16 protein-coding genes are annotated in these 17,300 nt (G+C 72.6%); 6 read left to right on the top strand and 10 right to left on the bottom strand.

Annotation, left to right across the window (positions count from 1 at the left end):
* Positions 1 to 37 precede the first annotated feature (37 nt).
* On the bottom strand, positions 38 to 622 hold the full coding sequence (locus IE267_RS22970) for a TetR/AcrR family transcriptional regulator (RefSeq protein ID WP_189764522.1): 585 nt from the start codon (positions 620 to 622) through the stop codon (positions 38 to 40).
* A gap of 153 nt (positions 623 to 775) precedes the next feature.
* Between IE267_RS22970 and IE267_RS22965 the strand changes: the two genes are divergently transcribed.
* The gene (locus IE267_RS22965; RefSeq protein ID WP_189764521.1) at positions 776 to 1,078 is read left to right on the top strand and encodes an SHOCT domain-containing protein; all 303 of its coding nucleotides are present in this window, start codon (positions 776 to 778) and stop codon (positions 1,076 to 1,078) included.
* Positions 1,079 to 1,101: 23 nt separating this feature from the next.
* Here the strand turns inward: IE267_RS22965 and IE267_RS22960 are convergent, their stop codons facing one another.
* Positions 1,102 to 1,620 carry an ATP-binding protein gene (locus tag IE267_RS22960; protein ID WP_167155660.1) on the bottom strand — a complete coding sequence of 173 codons (519 nt, stop codon included), beginning with the start codon at positions 1,618 to 1,620 and terminating at the stop codon, positions 1,102 to 1,104.
* Positions 1,621 to 1,783: 163 nt separating this feature from the next.
* Positions 1,784 to 2,113 carry a hypothetical protein gene (locus IE267_RS22955; RefSeq protein ID WP_167155663.1) on the bottom strand — a complete coding sequence of 110 codons (330 nt, stop codon included), beginning with the start codon at positions 2,111 to 2,113 and terminating at the stop codon, positions 1,784 to 1,786.
* Between the two features lie 218 nt (positions 2,114 to 2,331).
* Between IE267_RS22955 and cds1 the strand changes: the two genes are divergently transcribed.
* The 3 genes from cds1 to IE267_RS22940 all read left to right on the top strand — a co-directional run bounded on the left by cds1 (position 2,332) and on the right by IE267_RS22940 (position 6,326).
* A complete protein-coding gene (gene cds1, locus IE267_RS22950) occupies positions 2,332 to 3,432 on the top strand; it encodes an L-cysteine desulfhydrase Cds1 (protein WP_167155666.1) in 1,101 nt (366 codons plus the stop codon).
* 61 nt (positions 3,433 to 3,493) lie between these two features.
* Positions 3,494 to 4,399, top strand: coding sequence for a universal stress protein (locus IE267_RS22945; RefSeq protein WP_189764520.1), 906 nt, complete (start codon positions 3,494 to 3,496; stop codon positions 4,397 to 4,399).
* Positions 4,400 to 4,586: 187 nt separating this feature from the next.
* Positions 4,587 to 6,326: an FAD-dependent monooxygenase gene (locus IE267_RS22940; RefSeq protein WP_189764519.1), complete on the top strand. Its 1,740-nt coding sequence runs from the start codon at positions 4,587 to 4,589 to the stop codon at positions 6,324 to 6,326.
* A gap of 21 nt (positions 6,327 to 6,347) precedes the next feature.
* Here the strand turns inward: IE267_RS22940 and IE267_RS22935 are convergent, their stop codons facing one another.
* Both IE267_RS22935 and IE267_RS22930 read right to left on the bottom strand, forming a co-directional pair.
* Complete coding sequence (locus IE267_RS22935; protein ID WP_189764518.1) at positions 6,348 to 6,830, bottom strand: SRPBCC family protein; 483 nt, start codon at positions 6,828 to 6,830, stop codon at positions 6,348 to 6,350.
* An 86-nt stretch (positions 6,831 to 6,916) separates the two neighbouring features.
* The gene (locus IE267_RS22930) at positions 6,917 to 7,777 is read right to left on the bottom strand and encodes a DeoR/GlpR family DNA-binding transcription regulator (RefSeq protein WP_189764517.1); all 861 of its coding nucleotides are present in this window, start codon (positions 7,775 to 7,777) and stop codon (positions 6,917 to 6,919) included.
* Positions 7,778 to 7,910: 133 nt separating this feature from the next.
* On the opposite strand from IE267_RS22930, the gene IE267_RS22925 reads away from it, so the two are divergent.
* A complete protein-coding gene (locus tag IE267_RS22925; RefSeq protein WP_373304583.1) occupies positions 7,911 to 10,301 on the top strand; it encodes a hypothetical protein in 2,391 nt (796 codons plus the stop codon).
* Here the strand turns inward: IE267_RS22925 and IE267_RS22920 are convergent.
* From IE267_RS22920 to IE267_RS22900, 5 genes are all read right to left on the bottom strand, one after another.
* Positions 10,271 to 12,673, bottom strand: a complete 2,403-nt coding sequence (locus tag IE267_RS22920; RefSeq protein ID WP_161246358.1) for a right-handed parallel beta-helix repeat-containing protein — start codon at positions 12,671 to 12,673, stop codon at positions 10,271 to 10,273. The two genes, IE267_RS22925 and IE267_RS22920, sit on opposite strands and share 31 nt — an antisense overlap.
* 113 nt (positions 12,674 to 12,786) lie before the next feature.
* Complete coding sequence (locus IE267_RS22915; protein WP_189764515.1) at positions 12,787 to 13,392, bottom strand: Rv1733c family protein; 606 nt, start codon at positions 13,390 to 13,392, stop codon at positions 12,787 to 12,789.
* Between the two features lie 149 nt (positions 13,393 to 13,541).
* Positions 13,542 to 14,375 carry an MOSC domain-containing protein gene (locus tag IE267_RS22910; RefSeq protein WP_189764514.1) on the bottom strand — a complete coding sequence of 278 codons (834 nt, stop codon included), beginning with the start codon at positions 14,373 to 14,375 and terminating at the stop codon, positions 13,542 to 13,544.
* A 56-nt stretch (positions 14,376 to 14,431) separates the two neighbouring features.
* A complete protein-coding gene (locus IE267_RS22905) occupies positions 14,432 to 14,884 on the bottom strand; it encodes a DUF6643 family protein (RefSeq protein ID WP_189764513.1) in 453 nt (150 codons plus the stop codon).
* Between the two features lie 464 nt (positions 14,885 to 15,348).
* Positions 15,349 to 15,690, bottom strand: a complete 342-nt coding sequence (locus IE267_RS22900; protein WP_205380387.1) for a nuclear transport factor 2 family protein — start codon at positions 15,688 to 15,690, stop codon at positions 15,349 to 15,351.
* Positions 15,691 to 15,970: 280 nt separating this feature from the next.
* Here IE267_RS22900 and IE267_RS22895 point away from each other — a divergent pair, with 280 nt between their 5' ends.
* Positions 15,971 to 17,299: a TerD family protein gene (locus tag IE267_RS22895; protein WP_189764512.1), complete on the top strand. Its 1,329-nt coding sequence runs from the start codon at positions 15,971 to 15,973 to the stop codon at positions 17,297 to 17,299.
* The last annotated feature ends 1 nt before the right edge of the window (position 17,300 follow it).

Genomic DNA, 17,300 nt, shown 5'->3' with positions numbered 1-17,300 from the left:
CGCCGTTGTATGGAAGGGGAGATGGGGAGGGGTCGGTTCAGCGGGCTCCGGCGGGCGGGGAGAGCAGCGAGAGCAGGCCCCGTACGCCCGCGTCGAACGCCTCGGGGGAACCCGTGGCGCGGGCCAGCACATAGCCGCCCTGGACGGTGGCGACCACGGCCGAGGCGATCTCGCCGGGCACCACGTGTGCCGCGAACTCGCCCTGGTCCAGGCCCTCCTGGACGATGCCGGCGAGCCGTCCGCGCAGCCAGTCGAGCGTCTCGTCGACGGGTGCGCGCAGCTCGTCGTCGGCGATGATCTCGGGGTCCATCGTGAGACGTCCGACCGGGCAGCCGCGCAGCACGTCGCGCTCGCGCAGCAGGTACGCCGCGATCCGCTCGTACGCCGTGCCGTCCCCCGCGAAGGCGGCCTCGGCCGCGGCCCGCAGGTCCGCCGCCGTGCGCCGGATCGCGGCGAGGGCCAGATCGGGCTTGCCGGTGAAGTGGTGGTACATGCTGCCCTGCCCGGCGCCGGCCCGCTGCTGGATGGCCTTCGGGCTGGTGCCCACGTAGCCCCGCTCCCACAGCAGCTCACGGGTGGCTTCGACCAGACGCTCCGATGTGCTCATGCCGTCACTGTACATACCAGTAGGTACAGAATCCAGGGCGGACGGCGGAGGCCCGGTCTACTTCCCCTGGGGTACGGCGACTGCCGCCGGCCGTACGACGACGCGCACCCCCTCGCGGCGGGAGGCTCGAAGGATGAACCACCCGTCCCACCGAGGGAGCTGACCGATATGAACACCCTGGCCTACGCAGGACCCGGACCCTGGATCCTCTTCGTTCCGCTGGTCTGGGCGGCCGTGATCTTCACCGCGGTGACCTTGCTGCGCCGTGCCGGATGGCGGGGCCGCCGGGGACCGTGGCGGCCGCCGACCGAGCGCGCTGCCGCGGACGACCGCTCGCCCATCGCCGTACTCGGCCGCAGGTTCGCCTCCGGCGAGATCGACGAGGAGGAGTACTGGCGCCGCATCTCCGTCCTGGAGGAGCACTTCGGGCGCGTGGGTCCGGGCCCCGGCGGAAGGACCGGTGCGGCCTGAACTCCGCGTCGGGCGCGGCCCGCTCAGCCCGCGACGGGCGACCGGGCCGCGGCACGTCCGTGGCCCGCGTGCTGGGGCCGCGCCTCGCGGAAGGGGCCGCCCGCCGTCGTCTCGTACAGCGCGTACGGCGGCAGCGACACGGCGGGAGAGGGTGCGGCGAGCGTGAACCACACGGTCTTGCCGGACTCGCCTACCGGGCGCACTCCCCAGCTCTCACTCACCGCCGCTATCAGCGCGAGGCCGCGGCCGTTGGTGGCCAGGGGCTCGGCGTCCCGCAGGGCGGGCAGCGTCGGGTCGTGGTCGTGGACGGAGATGGTGAGCCGGTCGAGCAGCAGCTCGATGGCCACCGAGCACATCTTGTCCGGCTCGGCGTGCCGGTGGACATTGGTGAGCAACTCGGTGACGCCGAGCGCCGCTTGGTCTATCAGCGGATCCAGATGCCAGTAGCGCAACTGCGCCGATACGATTCTGCGGACCTGGCCGATCCGCGACGGCAGGGCTTGGAGCTCCACCGTGCACTGCCTGCTTGGCTGGCTGATCACGGTTGCGACTCCCCGAATGTGGTCCGGAAGTAGCTGTCTGGTCCGGCGGCCGCGCCCGCAGTCCTGCTCGGAGCGTCACCGCCGGTGAACCCTCAGTGATGTGGTACCAGCGTGGCCCAGGGGCTGACACTCCGCAACTCGCACGACCTGGAGCCCACGCGTCTCAGCCGTGCGCGCCGTGCGTCGTCTGGCCGATGGCCTGCAGGAACCGCTGCGTCAGTTCGGAGCCGCGCGAGCGGTCCGGCTCCTCGCCCATCGTCAGCCGGTAGCGGGTACCGTTCAGGCGAGCCACCGTCCGGTCCTCCTTGGCGAGCCAGGGCAGCCAGGGCCGCGCCGCGCTGACGGCGTCGACGGGCGCGCTGTCGATCTCGCGTCCGTTGCTGGTGAGGAGGGCGAGCCGGCCGTCCTTGATGAGCACCTGGCCGGCTCTGGTCAGCGAACGGGTCCACCGCTCGATCCGTACACCCTTCGCGCTGAACTCGGGTTCTGCCATGACCGTCCGGCCCCCTTCGCATCGCTCCTGGTGGGAAGTCTGCACAACGTCGAGCCTACGCACCAGGGCGCGGCGGGGATCGGGTCCGGGCCAGTGCCGTCCAGTGCTCACCAGACGTCCCACAAGCCACTCCTATGGATGCCCAAAGAGAACGTTTGTGCAGGTGGGAGGGGTATTGTCGAACGCGGGGGCAGGGCTGGGAACGACGGAGGAGTGGCATGGAAACCATCGATGTGGACCGCAGTGACCCGGCGTACCGGGCCTGGCTGAAGGAGGCCGTGCGCAAGGTCCAGGCCGACGCCAACCGCTCCGCCGACACCCATCTCCTGCGCTTTCCGCTCCCCGAGGCCTGGGGCATCGACCTGTACCTGAAGGACGAGTCGACGCATCCCACCGGCAGCCTCAAGCACCGCCTCGCGCGCTCGCTGTTCCTCTACGGCCTGTGCAATGGCTGGATCCGGCCGGGCAAGCCGGTCATCGAGGCGTCCAGCGGCTCGACCGCTGTGTCCGAGGCATATTTCGCCAAGCTGATCGGCGTGCCGTTCATCGCGGTGATGCCCCGGACCACCAGCGCCGAGAAGTGCCGCCTGATCGAGTTCCACGGCGGCCAGTGCCACTTCGTCGACGACTCGATGAAGATGTACGAGGAGTCCGCCGCGCTCGCCGCCGAGAGCGGCGGCCACTACATGGACCAGTTCACGTACGCGGAACGCGCCACCGACTGGCGCGGCAACAACAACATCGCCGAATCCATCTACCAGCAGCTCAAGTTGGAGCGCTACCCCGAACCGACCTGGATCGTCGCCACGGCCGGTACCGGCGGCACATCGGCGACCATCGCGCGCTATGTGCACTACATGCAGCACGACACGATGATCTGCGTGCCCGACCCGGAGAACTCCTGTTTCTTCGACGGCTGGACCAAGGGCGACATGCTCGCCTCCAGCGACTGCGGCTCGCGCATCGAGGGCATCGGCCGCCCCCGCATGGAGCCCAGCTTCGTTCCCGGTGCCATCGACCGGATGATGAAGGTGCCGGACGCGGCGAGCGTCGCGGCGGTGCGCGCCCTGGAGAAGGCGATCGGCCGCAAGGCGGGCGGCTCGACCGGTACCGGCCTGTGGAGCGCGCTGCGGATCGTCGCCGAAATGGTCGCCGAGGGCCGCACCGGCAGCATCGTCACCCTGCTCTGCGACCCGGGCGACCGCTACCTCGACAAGTACTACTCGGACACCTGGCTCGCCGAGCAGGGCCTGGACATCGCGCCCTACGCCAGGACGCTCGACACCTTCCTGGAGACCGGGGTCTGGCCCGCCGGCTGAACCGGCCGGAACGGGACCTTCTGCCCGTGCGGGAGCCCGGAACGCGTGCCAATGTGACGTCATGGACACGCGCCCGGTAGTTGTCGCCGTAGACGGATCCGACCACAGTCTGCGGGCTCTGGAGTGGGCCATTCCCACCGCCCGCCGACTGGACGCCGAGCTGGTCATCGCGCACGTCCTGCCCGACCACACCCAGCTCTGGGTGGCCCGGCGCGCGGCCCTGGGGCCCGGCCCCGAGCTCAACGACCCGGTGACCGACCGGGTCCGCGCCGCCCTGTCGGGGCGCGACCGGCTGCCGTCGGTACGGTTCGACTCCCTGGAGGGCGAGGTGGCCGACGCGCTGCACGGCCTGGCCGCCGGCGCCCGCATGCTGGTGATGGGCTCGCGCGGGCGCGGCGGCTTCGCCAGCCTGCTCCTCGGCTCCAACAGCCTGGCCGTGGCGACCCGGGCGCCCTGCCCGGTCGTCGTGGTGCCGCGACTTGCCCGCACGGGCGAGGACGAGCGGTCCAACGGCCGGGTCGTGCTCGGGCTCAACCTGGCCGACACCGTGGACGACGTGGTCGAGTTCGCCTTCGAGGAGGCCGGGTCGCGAGGCGTCCCGCTCCAGGTGCTGTCCGCCTACCCCGCACCGCCCCCGGCCGCCCTGATGGTCGCGGGCGAGTTCCCGCCGGGGCGGCTCGACGTCGACCAGTACGAACCCACCGAGGGGGACGAGCGGCGCGAACAGGCCGACCGGCTGCGCCCGTTCCAGGAGCGCTTCCCCGAAGTCGAGGTGGACGCCGTGATCGCGCCCGCCGACGCCGCGGGCCATCTCGTCGACGCCTCGGCGTCCGCCGCCCTGATCGTGGTGGGCCGCCACCGCAGGCGCCTGAAGCCGGGCTCCCTCCTGATGGGCTCGGTGGCCCACGCGGTGCTGCACCACGCGGAGTGCCCGGTGGCCGTGGTGCCGGTACGGGACACCGACTGACGCGTACGCCGTCCCGCCCGGCCTCCCGGTCGAACCGCCCTCATCCGGCGCGTACCCCAACTGCCGCCCTTCGGGGCGAGGTTGAGCCAACCATAGCGTTGACCCGTAGTTTGCCCCCGACGGCGGCCGTGCTGTCTACGGTAGGAAAGATCGACTGAACGGCACGGGGAAACACGGGGAGTTTGCAATGCCATCTGTACTGATCGTCGGCGGGGGACTGGTCGGCCTGACCGCCGCCCTGTGTCTGGACCACCACGGGGTCGACTACGTCCTCGTGGAGCGCAACACCGGGCCGACGGTGCTGCCCCGCTCCCGCGGCATGCACACCCGCGCCGTGGAGATCTTCCGGCAGCTCGGCGTCGAGGACGCCGTCCAGGCCGCGAGCGCCTCCGCCCTGAAGATGGGCAGGTTCGGCGGCGCCCGTACCGGGCGGAGCATCGCCGAATCCGAGGCGCTCGACCTGAGCCATGTCTTCGCGACCGGCGCCATGGTCGGCGCCGACGAGAGCCCCTCCGCGTTCTGCTTCTGCCCCCAGGTCCTGCTCGAACCGGTCCTGCGCGACCTGGCCCGGCAGCGCGGCGGCGACATCCGCTTCGGCACAGAACTGACCGCGTTCACCCAGGACTCCGAGCGCGTCACGGCCACCCTCACCGACCGCGCCACCGGCCGCACCAGCACCCTGAACGCCGACTACCTGCTCGCCGCCGACGGCGGCGGCAGCCCCGTCCGCACCGCGCTCGGAATCACCAGCACCACCCGCCCCGCCACCCACCACTACCTCAACCTCTTCTTCCGGGCCGACCTCACCGACCTCGTGCGCGACCGCACCTTCAGCCAGTGCGAGATCGACGGGCCCGAAGTCCGCGGCCTCTTCCTGGCCAAGAACAACACCGACGAGTGGTCCTTCCACCTCGCCTACGACCCGGACCGCGAAAGTCCCGCCGACTACCCCGACGAGCGGTGCCTGGCCCTGCTGCGCACCGCCATCGGCGCGGACCCCGCACCGCGCATCGAACTCCTGGCCCGCGGTGCCTGGGACACCGGCACCGCGGTCGCCGACGCCTACCGGCGCGAACGGGTCCTGCTGGCCGGGGACGCGGCCCACCGGCACGCCCCCTGGGGCGGCTTCGGCGCCAACACCGGCATCGCCGACGTGCACAACCTGGCCTGGAAGCTGGCCGCGGTGCTCGATGGGCGGGCGCCGGACGCGCTTCTGGACACCTATGAATCCGAGCGCCGTCCGCGCGGCCTCCTCGTCGCCGAACAGGCCCGGCTGCGCACCGACTTCCTCGCCCGGTACGCCATCCGTACGCCCGGCAACGCCGAGGCGCTGGACCGCCAGCTCGGCACCGGCGAGATCATGACGCGCTACCGGTACGCGTCAGCCGCCGTCCACGCGGCCTCGGCCCGGAACTCGGAGGGCCCGGGCGACAACGCGGCAGCCGTCGGCGCCGGGGCCACGGACTGCGCCGGGGGTTCGGCCGACGCCGGGGAGACGGTCGACCGGCTCGCGGGGCAGAGCGGCACCCGCGTCCCGCATCTGTGGCTGGAGCGCGACGGCGACCGCGTGTCCACCCTCGACCTCGGCGGCCCGGGCTTCGCCCTCCTCACCGGCGGGGACGCGGGGGCGGCCGCGGAGTGGACGGACGCGGCTGGGGGAGTTCCCGTGACGGTGCATCACATCCGGGGCGGGAAAGCAGGATCGCCCCTCGACGAGGGCGTCCCGGGCCACGTTCCGGGCGATGCGCGGGGGGTTCTGCCGGGGAGTGTCCTGTGCGACAGCGAGGACGCCTGGTCGGGCCTGGTCGGGCTGCCCCCGCAGGGCGCACTCCTGGTCCGCCCGGACGGCTTCGTCGCCGCCCGCTCCGACGAGGGGCTCGAACCGGGCACGCTGGCGGAGATCTGGCGATCCCTCATGGGGCGCTGAGACGCGGGGAGTTGAGACCGGTCAGGTCGTGGCTCTCCCCGCGAGCCGGCGGTCGAGGCCGCGCATCGCGCCCCTGAACGACTGGCCGATCCCGGGCCGCGCCGCACGCATCGTCAGGCGGAACAGCGCGGGCCCGTCGATCGCCATCGTCCAGCGGACCCTGGTGCCCGAGCCGTCCGGAGTGAGCCGCCAGTCCTCCAACATGGCTGCCACGCCGGGGGTGTTGGTCTCGTCGATGCGGTAGGCGTACCGCTCGCCCGGGTCCTTCGCCATGATCGTCTCGCGGAAGTACACCCCGCCACGCAGCCGGACCTCGCGCCCGGCCCCGCCGTCCAGCGGCCGGGCCGCGACGACCGAGGAGAACCAGGCCGGGGTGTCCGACACCTCCTCGGCGAGCGCCCGGTGGACGACCGCGGGAGCGGCCGAGACCCGGGCCGCGTACACCAGGCTTACCGGCGCGCAGTCGGCGAAGTCGAGCTCCACGGGCCTGAGTCGGCGAGCCATGACGCATACCTCCGGGCGATCGGGTGCGGGCCTCCCGCCCGGGACGAGCCCGGGCGGGAGGCCCGCACACCATAGCTGGCGGGCCGTCAGATGTCTGCGGCCCCGCCGCTGTCGCCGCCATTGTCCGCGCCTTCGCCCGCCACCACGAGATCGCGCAGATGCTCGGTCATCTCCTCGCGGGACCCCGGCGAAAGACCGGCGTCCGTCACCAGGGAGTCGACCTGGTCGAGCGAGGCGAACGAACTCAGCCCCACCGTCCCCCACTTGGTGTGGTCCGCGATCACCACGACCCGCCGTGCCGACTGCACGAACCGCCGATTGGTCTCCGCCTCGGCGAGGTTGGGCGTGGAGAGCCCGGCCTCCACCGAGATGCCGTGCACCCCGATGAACAGCACATCGAAGTGGAGCGAACCGATCGCCGCGTCCGCGACCGGCCCCACCAGGGTGTCGGAGAGCGTCCGCACCCCGCCCGTGAGGACCACGGTCGCCGCCCCGGGCCGCGGCGACGAGGCGGCCGAGGCGCGCTGCGCGGCGTGGAACACATCGGCGACCTGCACCGAGTTGGTCACCACCGTCAGGTCCGGTACGTCCACCAGCTGCTGGGCCAGCGCGTACGCCGTCGTGCCGCCGGCCAGCGCGATGGCACTGCCCGGCACGGCCATCCGGGCCGCCTCCCGCGCGATGTCCTGCTTGGCGCTCAGTTCGAGCGTCGACTTCGCCTCGAAGCCCGGCTCGTGCGCCGTGGCCTCCGCGACCGGCACCGCCCCGCCGTGCACCTTCTCGATCACGCCCTGGCGCGCGAGCGCGTCCAGATCCCGGCGGACCGTCATGTCCGAGACGTTGAGTTTCCGGGTGAGTTCGTTGACCCGGACCCCGCCACGCCGTCTGACCTCATCGAGGATCAGCGCGCGACGCTGCTCCGCGAGCAGATTCTGGTGGTCGCTCACTGCCGGGCCGACCCCTTCCACATCGTCGAACACCTCGCCGGGCACAACCGCACCCCCGGCCTACGGACACCCATCCTGTCACGGGGAGATTCGGTGAGAGCACTGCACCAAGGCGTCCCGATCCGAGATCCTGATGTTCCGTGCCACCCGCGCCGGCGATCCCGCCCCACGAGAGCGAGCCGCAGAAGTGTCCCGTGCCACCGCCGCCGTCCCACCCGGTGCCGCCGCCGCCGAAAGCGCCGGGCCGGCCCTCGAACTGCTGGTCCACGGCGTCGGCGGCACCACACCGGAGGCGATGCTCGGCGACCCGCGCACCGTGCGCGTCACCGGCGACGACACCGCCGCGATCCACCGCTGTGCCGACGACGTCGACGCCGAGGCGCACCCGGAGCGCTACCGCGACCGCCCGGTGCCCGAGGCCTACGTCTGGTGCAACCTCACCTCCGGCAACAGCGCCCGCGCCCTGTGGCTGCTCCTGCTGCCCTTCATGGTGATCAACCTCGCGCACTGGATGCGGCCGCCCGCCAAGGAGCCGCGCTGGGCGATCCGCCTGTACGGGGTGCTCGTGCGGCTCGTCGCGCTCAGCCTCACCGTGCTGCTCGTGGCCGCCGCCTGCGAGGTCGCGCTCGACCTCACCGCCTGGCAGTGCGCGGGCTCGGCCGGCTGCTCGCGCTCCTGGTACTGGCTGGGCTTCACCTCGGTGGCCCACCACGGCTGGTGGGCCCAGCCGGGGCGCCGCCTGGCCCTCGCCGCGCTCGCTCCCGCCGCTCTCACCGTGCTGCTCTGGTACCTCTCCAACCGGACCTGGAGCGCCTACGAGTCCCAGCAGCCGCTCAACGCCGACCCCGCCGCGGACGCCACCGAGGCCTTACGGCCGGCCTTCAGCAGGCCCGGATTCTGGTACGGCAGGCGCCTGGTGGCCCGGCTGCGCGCCGCCCACACCGCCGCCGGGTTCCTGACCACCGCCGCGGCCGTCACGGCCGCCGCCGCCCGCTACGACCGCGCCTCCACCAGCGCCGTGTTCGCGACGCTCGGCCTCCTCGTCGAGGCGGCGCTCGCCGTCGCCGGGCTGGTCGTGGTGTGGGTGGTGTGCCGTCGCGGACGGACCGAGACGCATCTCGACGAGCGCCTGGACAGGGCCGTCACCGCCTGGCTGCCCCTCCTGTCGCTCGCTCTGCTCGCGCTCGCCGTGCTGTACGCGGCCTGGGACCGCGCCGACTGGGCCTCGTCCGGCACCCTGCCCGGTGACCGCGCCTTCGGCTTCCTCACTTTCGCCCAGGGGATGCTCGTGGTGGCGCTCGCCGCCGTGGCCTGGCACCTGCGCCGCCGGGCACCCGGTGAACGCACCGCGCTACGGGGCCTGGGCGGTCCCGCCGTCGCGATGCTCGCCTGTGCGCTCGGCGGTGTGATGACCGGCGGCGTCGCCCAGCGCGTCGCCGACTGGGTGGACCGCGGCGCCACCCCCGGCATGGCCGGCTCGGCGCCCAACGGGCCGCCCCCGCTGCTGACTTGGCAGGCCTCGGTGATCCCCGCCCTGATCGCCGTGCTGATCCCGGTGATGCTGTACTTCGCCGTACGCACCTGGCGTGCCGCCCGGGCGGACGCGCCCCGCGTCGTCGCGGACTACCCCACCGAGCGGCCCGACGACGGCCGTACCCGCCGCATCGCCGCCGCCCGCGCCATGGCCCGGCTCACCGACCGGGCGCCGCTGTTCCTCGGGATCGTCTCCGGCGCCTCGTTGCTGCTCGGCGCCGCGGCGCTCGCGGGCGCCTGGTGGACCAGCCAGGTGCCGGCCAGGGCGGCCGACGCGGCGCCCGCCCCGGTCGCCTTCGGCGCCGACGCCGCCCAGTCGCTCGGCTCCTGGTGCACGGGCTTCGGCTTCCTGCTCTTCGTCACGTGGGGCAGGCGCGCCTACAAGGACGCCGCGGCCCGCCGCACCGTCGGCATCCTGTGGGACGTCGGCACCTTCTGGCCGCGCGCCGCCCACCCCTTCGCGCCCCCGTGCTACGCCGAGCGCGCCGTGCCGGACCTCGCCTGGCGGATGAACACCTGGACCGGGCGCACCGGCGGGCGCCTGGTGATCTCCGGCCACTCCCAGGGCAGCGTGCTCGCCGCGGCCGCCGTGTGGCAACTGCCCGCCGGCACCCGGCGCCGGGTCGCCCTGCTCACCTACGGCTGCCCGGTGGAGCGGCTGTACGGACGCTGGTTCCCCGCGTACTTCGGCCCGGCGCAGCTGGAGGGCCTGCACCAGGAGGTGCACTGCTGGCGCAACCTGTGGCGGGCCACCGACCCGATCGGAGGCCCGGTCCGGGTGAACGGCGACGTCGACAGGGGGCCGCTGCTCGACCCCGTCGCCTACGGCCGGACCGATCTGCACCCGCTGCCCGCGCCGATCCTGGGCCACTCCGACTACCAGGCGAATCCCGTGTTCGCCCATGAACGCGCGCTGCTCCTGGCCGAGTTGGCGCACGGTGTGCCCAAGCAGCGTGCCGATCAGGGCAGTTCGGGCAGGTCGTCCGGGTAGAGCAGGGTCAGATCGTCGGTGCTGGCGTCGGCCAGCTGGGCGACCCGGCCCGCATGGCGCTCCACCATCGACTCGAACGTCTGCCGCGCGGTGCGCCCGTTGCCGAAGGCGGCACCCCGGGGCAGCACCGTGAAGTACTTCAACAGGCTCTCCGAGGTGCCCGTGCCGAGCCGGTACTCGTGCTCGTCCGCCTGCTGCTCCACGATGCGCAGCAGCTCGTCGGCCGAGTAGTCCGAGAACCTGATGGTCCGTGAGAAGCGGGACGCCACACCGGGGTTGACGCTCAGGAAGCGCTCCATCTCGGCCGTGTACCCGGCGACGATGACCACCACCGCCTCCCGGTGGTCCTCCATCAGCTTCACCAGGGTGTCGATGGCCTCCCGGCCGAAGTCGCGCCCCGAGTCCTCGGGGGAGAGCGCGTACGCCTCGTCGATGAACAGCACACCGCCGCGCGCCCGGTCGAAGGCCTCCTGGGTGCGGATCGCGGTCGAGCCGATGTGCTCGCCGACCAGATCGACGCGGGACACCTCGACCAGGTGGCCGCGCTCCAGGACGCCGAGGGAGGCCAGGATCTCGCCGTACAGACGCGCCACCGTGGTCTTGCCGGTGCCGGGGGAGCCGGTGAACACCAGGTGGCGGCGGACCGAGGCGGCCTTGAGGCCGGCCTGCTGCCGCTTGCGGCCGACCTCGATCATGTCGGTGAGGGCCCGCACCTCGCGTTTGACGCTCTCCAGGCCCACCAGTGTGTCCAGTTCGCCGAGGACCGCGCCGGAGCTCCGCGCGGGCTCCGCCGCGGGCTGCGGCGGGGCGGGCTCGACGGCGCGCTGGTCGGGCACGGCGGAGAGCAGGCCCATGGTCTGTGTCGCGCTCTGCACGGCGGGCGGCTCGGGGGTGCCGGCCGCCGCACCGCTCTCGTCGCTGGTGCAGTCCTCGACCACGGCGCCGTCCTCGGAGAACTCGTAGCCCCGGCGCGCGCAGCGCTCGGTGCGGCAGCGCGTCAGCGTCGTACGGCAGCCGTCGATGACGTGGAAGCCGAAGCCGCCGCTGCCGGTCACCCGGCAGGCGTGGAAGGTGCCCCGGCCCTCGGCGGAGACGTAGAAACCGGCTTCGGCCGGCGAGGTGACCGTGACGCGCTCGATGCGGGGGTCGGCGCCCTTGGTCACGATGACACCGGTCTGGGCGCCGTCGATGGTGCAGCCCGCGAGCGTGCCGCCGCTGCCGTGGTCGCGGAACCACGCGCCGGTGGCGGCCTCCTTGATCCGGCAGTCGTCGAGCTGGGCGGTCGCGCCGTCGCTCACCGACACCGCGGTGTTGCGCACCTGGGTGAGATCGCTGTCCACGACATCGGCGCGCGAACCCCGGTCGAGCACGAAGATCGCGTCCGGTACGTCATGGACGCGGCAGCCCTCCAGGACCGCGGTGGCGCCGTCGCTGACCCAGACCGCGGGATAGTCGCCCGTACTGTCGTGGATCTCGCACTGGTTGGCGTCCACCCGGGTGCCCGGGTCCCACACCGACAGGCCGTTGCGCCCGAAGCGGCGGACCTTGGTGCGGGTCAGCGTGAGCACCGAGCGCGAGCGCAGGTCGACCGCGTTCTCCGGGATGTCGTGGATGTCGCAGTCCGCGAGCGTCAGCACCGCGTCCGTGTCGAGGGTGATGCCGTCCGCCGAGGTGCGGTGCACCGTGCAGTCGGTGAGGTGGGCCGCGGCGCGCGAGGCGATCAGCACGCCGGCGCCCTTGATCTCGTACACCTCGCAGCCGAGGGCTTCCAGACCGCTGCCCTCGCCGCTGACGGAGAGCCCGGCACCGCTGGAGTGGTGCACCCGGCAGCGCTCCAGGCGGGGGTGGCCGGCGCTGTGCACCGAGACCCCGGACTGCCCGGCCGCGACGACCTCGCACTCCTCGAACACCCCGCCCGCGCCGTCGAAGACGCCGATGCCGACGCCGCCGGGATTGTCGACGGTGCAGCGCCGCACCGTGGGCCGCGCTCCGCCGCGCACTTCGATGCCCACCGCGGAGCGCGTCACCACCCGCAGATCGACGAGCTCGGGCGCGCCGTCCTCCACGAGGAGCGCGGGCGCCGCCCCGTCCTGGCCCTCCAGATACAGGTCCCGCACGGTCGCCGAGGCCCGTACGGTCAGCGCCACTCCGTCGACGGGGGCGATCCGGACCGAACCGACGGCGCCCTCGGGGCCGCGCAGGGTGACCGCGCGGCGCAGCACCAGGTTCTCCCGGTAGGTGCCGGGGGCGATGGTCAGGACGTCGCCGTCGCCCGCGGCCTCCAGGGCCGCGGCCAAGGAGGCGTACTCACCCGTGCGGCGGCGCCACCTCGACGTGCCCGTGTGCGTCACCTGGACCGTGCCCTGAGCCATCGTGCTGCCGTGCCCCCACCTCGTGCGTGCGTCCTCGCGCACACCTCGGCCGTGGCCTCGTATGTGCGGCTGATGGTCCACCGTAGCGCGCGCGGGGCCGGTGAGTTGACCGGTCAGCTGCCTGCGCCGGTCCGGCCCCAGTCCGGACCGTATCGGGCCCACGCGCGGTCCAGTCGTTCATACCGCCGGCGTATCAGCCGCCATACGATCAGCCGCCGCATGCCCTCGATGAGTGCGGCGGCCGCGGCGGCCGCACAGATCCCCGAGAACACGGCGTGCGTCGCCGCCGCCCCCGTGGTCATCGGCCGGGGCACCGGCCTGCCGTGATCGTCGGTCCACAGCCGGAAAGTGGCGCCGGGCGCCGGGGACTTCAGCGGTGTGCCAAGAGTGCCGCTGTGTGAACTGCCGTCGTGCGCCGTCCAGTTGGCCACGACCCTGGTACGGGTGACGCGGCCCATCGAGCCGTCCGGCTGGGCGGGCGCCGTCCGGCGCTCGGCCCGGGCCACCACGACGGCCTCGGTGATGTGCCGGTGCCGCCGCTGCTCGGCGACGGCCTGGCGCAGCGAGGCGTTGCTGAGCGAACCGCACAGCGCCCCCACCGCCGGCACGGCGAGCACCATGACGAGCAGCGTCACGAGCGCCAGCCAGGCCTCCGCGAGGTCCGTCCGGCGGCGCAGCGGATTGTGCCGCCAGCGCCACACTCCCGGAAGCACTCGCACGGGCCACGCACCCCCTTCCGCCTCCGGGCCGCCCCGGGCCGGGGCGGCATGCGCGCGGGTGACGCGAACAGGGACCCGACCCACCCGATCCACCCGGCTCGACTGTTCAACGCATCTGCTACCCACAGGAGTTCCCGCGTGGCGCAGAGCTATGCGAGGACTCTCATCGGGTCGCCGACGCGGATGCTGCCGGTGTTCTCCGGGATCACCAGCACGCCGAACGCCAGCGCGTTTCCGATCCTGCGGTGCCGGGCCAGGGCGCGCAGCGGTTCCTTGCCGCGCTCGGCGGTGGCCTGGTCGGTGGTGGTGATGAGGCAGCGGCCGCAGGGCTTCGCGAGGAGGAAGGAGACATCGCCGATCGAGATCCGCGACCAGCCGTCCTCCGCCCAGGCCGCGGTCCCGTCGAGGACCACATTGGGCCGGAACCGGTCCATGGGCAGCGGGCCCTCGCCGGGACGGTCGCCCCGGGCGATCAGCGAGTTGAGGGCGTCCAGCGACGCGCGGGTGGCGATCTGGAGCGGAAAGCCGTCGGCGAAGCTGACCGTCTCGCCGTCGGGCGCGTACTGCGGATCGATCGTTCTTCGCGAGGCCGGGTCGTCGAGGTGCATCAGGCGGACCTCGGTGCCCAGCCGCTCGCTGAACCACGCATGGGCCGCGTCGGCGGCGGCCACCGCCTCGAACTTGGTGCCGAACAGCGTGACGGTCGTCGTGGCCCGTGGCTCCGGCGGCTCGACGCTCAGACCGGCGCACCCGGGGGCGGACAGGCGTACGCCGCCGCCCGGCAGTGTGGCGGCACTGCTCAGGGCGAGGGCAGGCCGCTCGCGCTGCGTGACGGCCGTGCCGTCCGCGTCCACCAGCATCCAGCGGCGGTCCCCGGCGAGCCCCCATGGCTCGACCACCGCTTGTGCCGTGTCGTATCCCCCGACCGACTTGACGGGATGAATGCGGATCCCGTCGACGACAGCGGAAAGGCCGTTGTTCATGAACACATCCTGACAGCGGCCCGGACCGGCGTCCGGGCGGCCGGTCCCGCCCTCGATCAGTACCCGGTGCCCTGATACGGCCGGTTGTACGGATCCTCGTACGGCGTGGGCGCCGGCCGGGGCGCGGCGGGCCGCATGGCCTCATACCCGGTACCCATCGGGCGCTGCGGCATCGTCTGCTGGCCCTGGTAGCCGCGCGGGGCCGAGGGCTGCTGGGGGATGTACGGGGCGGGCGCCTGCTGGAGCGGCACGGGCTGCTGCGTCGGCTGCTGGTATCCGTACGACGCCGCGTAGGACGGGCTCGGCTGGGAGGGGGCGGCCGGCAGCGCGGGCAGTGCCGACGGAAGCGCCGGCAGGTAGTTGCTGCTCGTGTCGTAGAGGGCGGGCACTCGGATCGGGGCGATCTGAGGCGTGCCCCGCTCTGCGACGAGGGAGTCGTAGATGGGGGTGTCCGGGAAGAACGGCGCGGAGTAGTAACCGCCGCCATAGGTGGAGCGGGGGGAGGTCATGGCACATAAGTTAAGCCCACGATGTGGCCGTTGGGGAGCCCCCATCTCGGGGTCATCCCATTTGCGCAGGTTTAGACAATCTGACCTGCTGAAACGCCGCGGATGACGCCATGGCCGACAAGGGTCCCGGGGGAGCTCTCCGCTTGACGCGAAGCGACGGAGTGCCCACGAAGGGTGACGTCTTCCCGTTGCCCGCCGAACCGGCGTCGCCGACTGTGCGCGGGGGCCGGTCGGGGTGGCAGTCCCGGGAGGTGGCCGATTCTCCCAACGTCCTTGCTGGTGGCGGTGGTTGACGGGGTGTTCACGGATACCGCGGGTCCCGGCCGCCGGACGCCGTCGAACTGCCCGGCAAGCGGAACGCCGACACGGTGACGGACGACGGGCGTCGGCCGGTGGCCCGGATTCAAGGAAGAATTCATGTGCGCCGGACGCGATGGAAGGAATCCGGGTTGCGGGGCGCCGGGTCAGAAGCCGTTGAAGAATCCGTACAGGTCCGCGATCCGGCCGCCGTCGAACCGTGCGACGTCGAACCCGGTCACCACCGGGGCGCCGCCCGTGGGGCCGACCCCCCACGAGAAGTGGACGGCGTCGTGGTGGGTCAGCAGCGCGTCGTAGGTGAACAGCATTCCGGCGAAGTTCGTCCGCGCGTCGGCGATGTATTCGCCTATGGCCACCACGCCTTCAGCGGCGACGGTCGGATCGGTGTAGGTGGCGTCCGGCGTGAATACTTCGTCAATCGAAGCGGCCCGGGTCGCGTCATCGGATTCGTTCCATATCGCGAAATACTTTTCGACCAGCTCGGTCACGGCATCCTTATTCATGACGGAAGGCTACCTTGTCGACCGGGCAGGGAATTCGCCAACGGGCCTCACCTGTAAGGTAGTTGGTTTCGAAAATGACCTCGGGTGCGGCCGGGTACGAGTACCGGTACCGGGGCGCGTATTCCGGCGGCTCGCGCATGCGGCGCGACGCCCCGCCCGCGCGGGCCACGCCGTCCGGGCCGACGGCCCCCGGCCGGGGTAGGTGCCCGGCGGTCGATCGCGCGTTAGGTTGGCGGGCAGAAACGTGCGGGCACCGCCAGGAGTGATGGGGGAGAGCATGTCCATGCTTAAAGGAGCCAATGTCCCGGTGCCTGCGCACTCGGTGCGCATCGAGCTGGCCTGGCGAACCGGCCCCGGCGTCCCCGACGTCGACGCCTCGGCGCTGCTCCTGACCGGCGGCCGGGTCCGCTCCGACGCCGACTTCGTGTTCTACAACCAGCCGGCCCACTCCTCCGGCGCGGTACGCCACGAAGGGAAGCGGTCCGGGCCGGACGCGGTGACGGACACCCTCTTCGTCGACCTGTCGCGGATCGAGCCCGCGGTCGAGCGCGTCGTGCTCGCGGCCTCGGCCGACGGCGGCACGTTCGGCCGGGTCCCCGGGCTCGGCATCCGCGTCCTGGACGCCGCGGGCGGCGCGGAACTCGCCCACTTCGACAGCCAGGACGCCACCGTCGAGACCGCCTTCATCCTCGGCGAGCTCTACCGCCGCCAGGGCGCCTGGAAGTTCCGCGCGGTCGGCCAGGGCTACGACAGCGGACTCGAAGGACTGGCGACGGACTTCGGCATCAGCGTCGACAAGCCCCAGCAGCCGGCCGCCCCGCAAGCCTCCTACACGGCGCCCCAGCAGCCCGCCGCGCCCCGGTCCCCCTACGTGCCGCCGACCGCGCCCTTCACCCCCTCGGTCCAGCCGCCGACCGTCCAGGTCCCGGTGCCCCCCACGGCCCCGCCGGCGCCGGTGCGGCTGTCCAAAGTCACGCTCACCAAGGAAGCGCCCAGGGTCTCGCTCGCCAAGCAGGGCGGCACCTCGGGCGCGATGCGGGTCAACCTCAACTGGCAGAGCCGCAAGCAGTTCAGCGGCTGGGGAGCCAAGTTGGGCCGCGCGGCCGCCAACCACTCCGACCTCGACCTCGACCTGTGCGCGCTGTACGAACTCGCCGACGGCCGCAAGGGCGTGGTCCAGGCCCTGGGCAACGCCTTCGGCGCGCTCCACCAGCCCCCTTACGTCCACCTCGACGGCGACGACCGCACCGGCGCCGTCGAATCGGGCGAGAACCTCACCGTCAACCTCGACCAGAAGGACAAGTTCCGCCGCCTTCTGATCTTCGTCACCATCTACGAGGGCGCCCGCAGCTTCGCCGACCTGCACGCCACGGTGACGCTCCAGCCGCAGTTCGGGGCGCCCATCGAGTTCTTCCTCGACGAGTGCACCGTCCCCTCCACGGTCTGCGCACTCGCCCTGATCACCAACAACGGCGGCGACCTCGTCGTCCAGCGCGAGGCCCGCTATCTGGTGCCCGCACGCGGCGTCAGCCCGCAGCGGACCATAGACCAGGCCTACGGCTGGGGCATGAACTGGACGCCCGGCCGCAAGTAGC

It is taken from the genome of Streptomyces xanthochromogenes (assembly GCF_014650455.1).
Taxonomy (GTDB): domain Bacteria; phylum Actinomycetota; class Actinomycetes; order Streptomycetales; family Streptomycetaceae; genus Streptomyces; species Streptomyces xanthochromogenes.
This window is presented reverse-complemented; position numbering and strand designations above follow the sequence as displayed.

Excerpts from the sequence above, each read along its gene's own strand:
- IE267_RS22970 (WP_189764522.1), bottom strand. The coding sequence starts at position 622 with ATGTACAGTGACGGCATGAGCACATCGGAGCGTCTGGTCGAAGCCACC.
- IE267_RS22965 (WP_189764521.1), top strand. The coding sequence starts at position 776 with ATGAACACCCTGGCCTACGCAGGACCCGGACCCTGGATCCTCTTCGTT.
- IE267_RS22955 (WP_167155663.1), bottom strand. The coding sequence starts at position 2,113 with ATGGCAGAACCCGAGTTCAGCGCGAAGGGTGTACGGATCGAGCGGTGG.
- cds1 (WP_167155666.1), top strand. The coding sequence starts at position 2,332 with ATGGAAACCATCGATGTGGACCGCAGTGACCCGGCGTACCGGGCCTGG.
- IE267_RS22945 (WP_189764520.1), top strand. The coding sequence starts at position 3,494 with ATGGACACGCGCCCGGTAGTTGTCGCCGTAGACGGATCCGACCACAGT.
- IE267_RS22940 (WP_189764519.1), top strand. The coding sequence starts at position 4,587 with ATGCCATCTGTACTGATCGTCGGCGGGGGACTGGTCGGCCTGACCGCC.
- IE267_RS22935 (WP_189764518.1), bottom strand. The coding sequence starts at position 6,830 with ATGGCTCGCCGACTCAGGCCCGTGGAGCTCGACTTCGCCGACTGCGCG.
- IE267_RS22925 (WP_373304583.1), top strand. The coding sequence starts at position 7,911 with ATGTTCCGTGCCACCCGCGCCGGCGATCCCGCCCCACGAGAGCGAGCC.
- IE267_RS22920 (WP_161246358.1), bottom strand. The coding sequence starts at position 12,673 with ATGGCTCAGGGCACGGTCCAGGTGACGCACACGGGCACGTCGAGGTGG.
- IE267_RS22910 (WP_189764514.1), bottom strand. The coding sequence starts at position 14,375 with ATGAACAACGGCCTTTCCGCTGTCGTCGACGGGATCCGCATTCATCCC.
- IE267_RS22905 (WP_189764513.1), bottom strand. The coding sequence starts at position 14,884 with ATGACCTCCCCCCGCTCCACCTATGGCGGCGGTTACTACTCCGCGCCG.
- IE267_RS22895 (WP_189764512.1), top strand. The coding sequence starts at position 15,971 with ATGGGGGAGAGCATGTCCATGCTTAAAGGAGCCAATGTCCCGGTGCCT.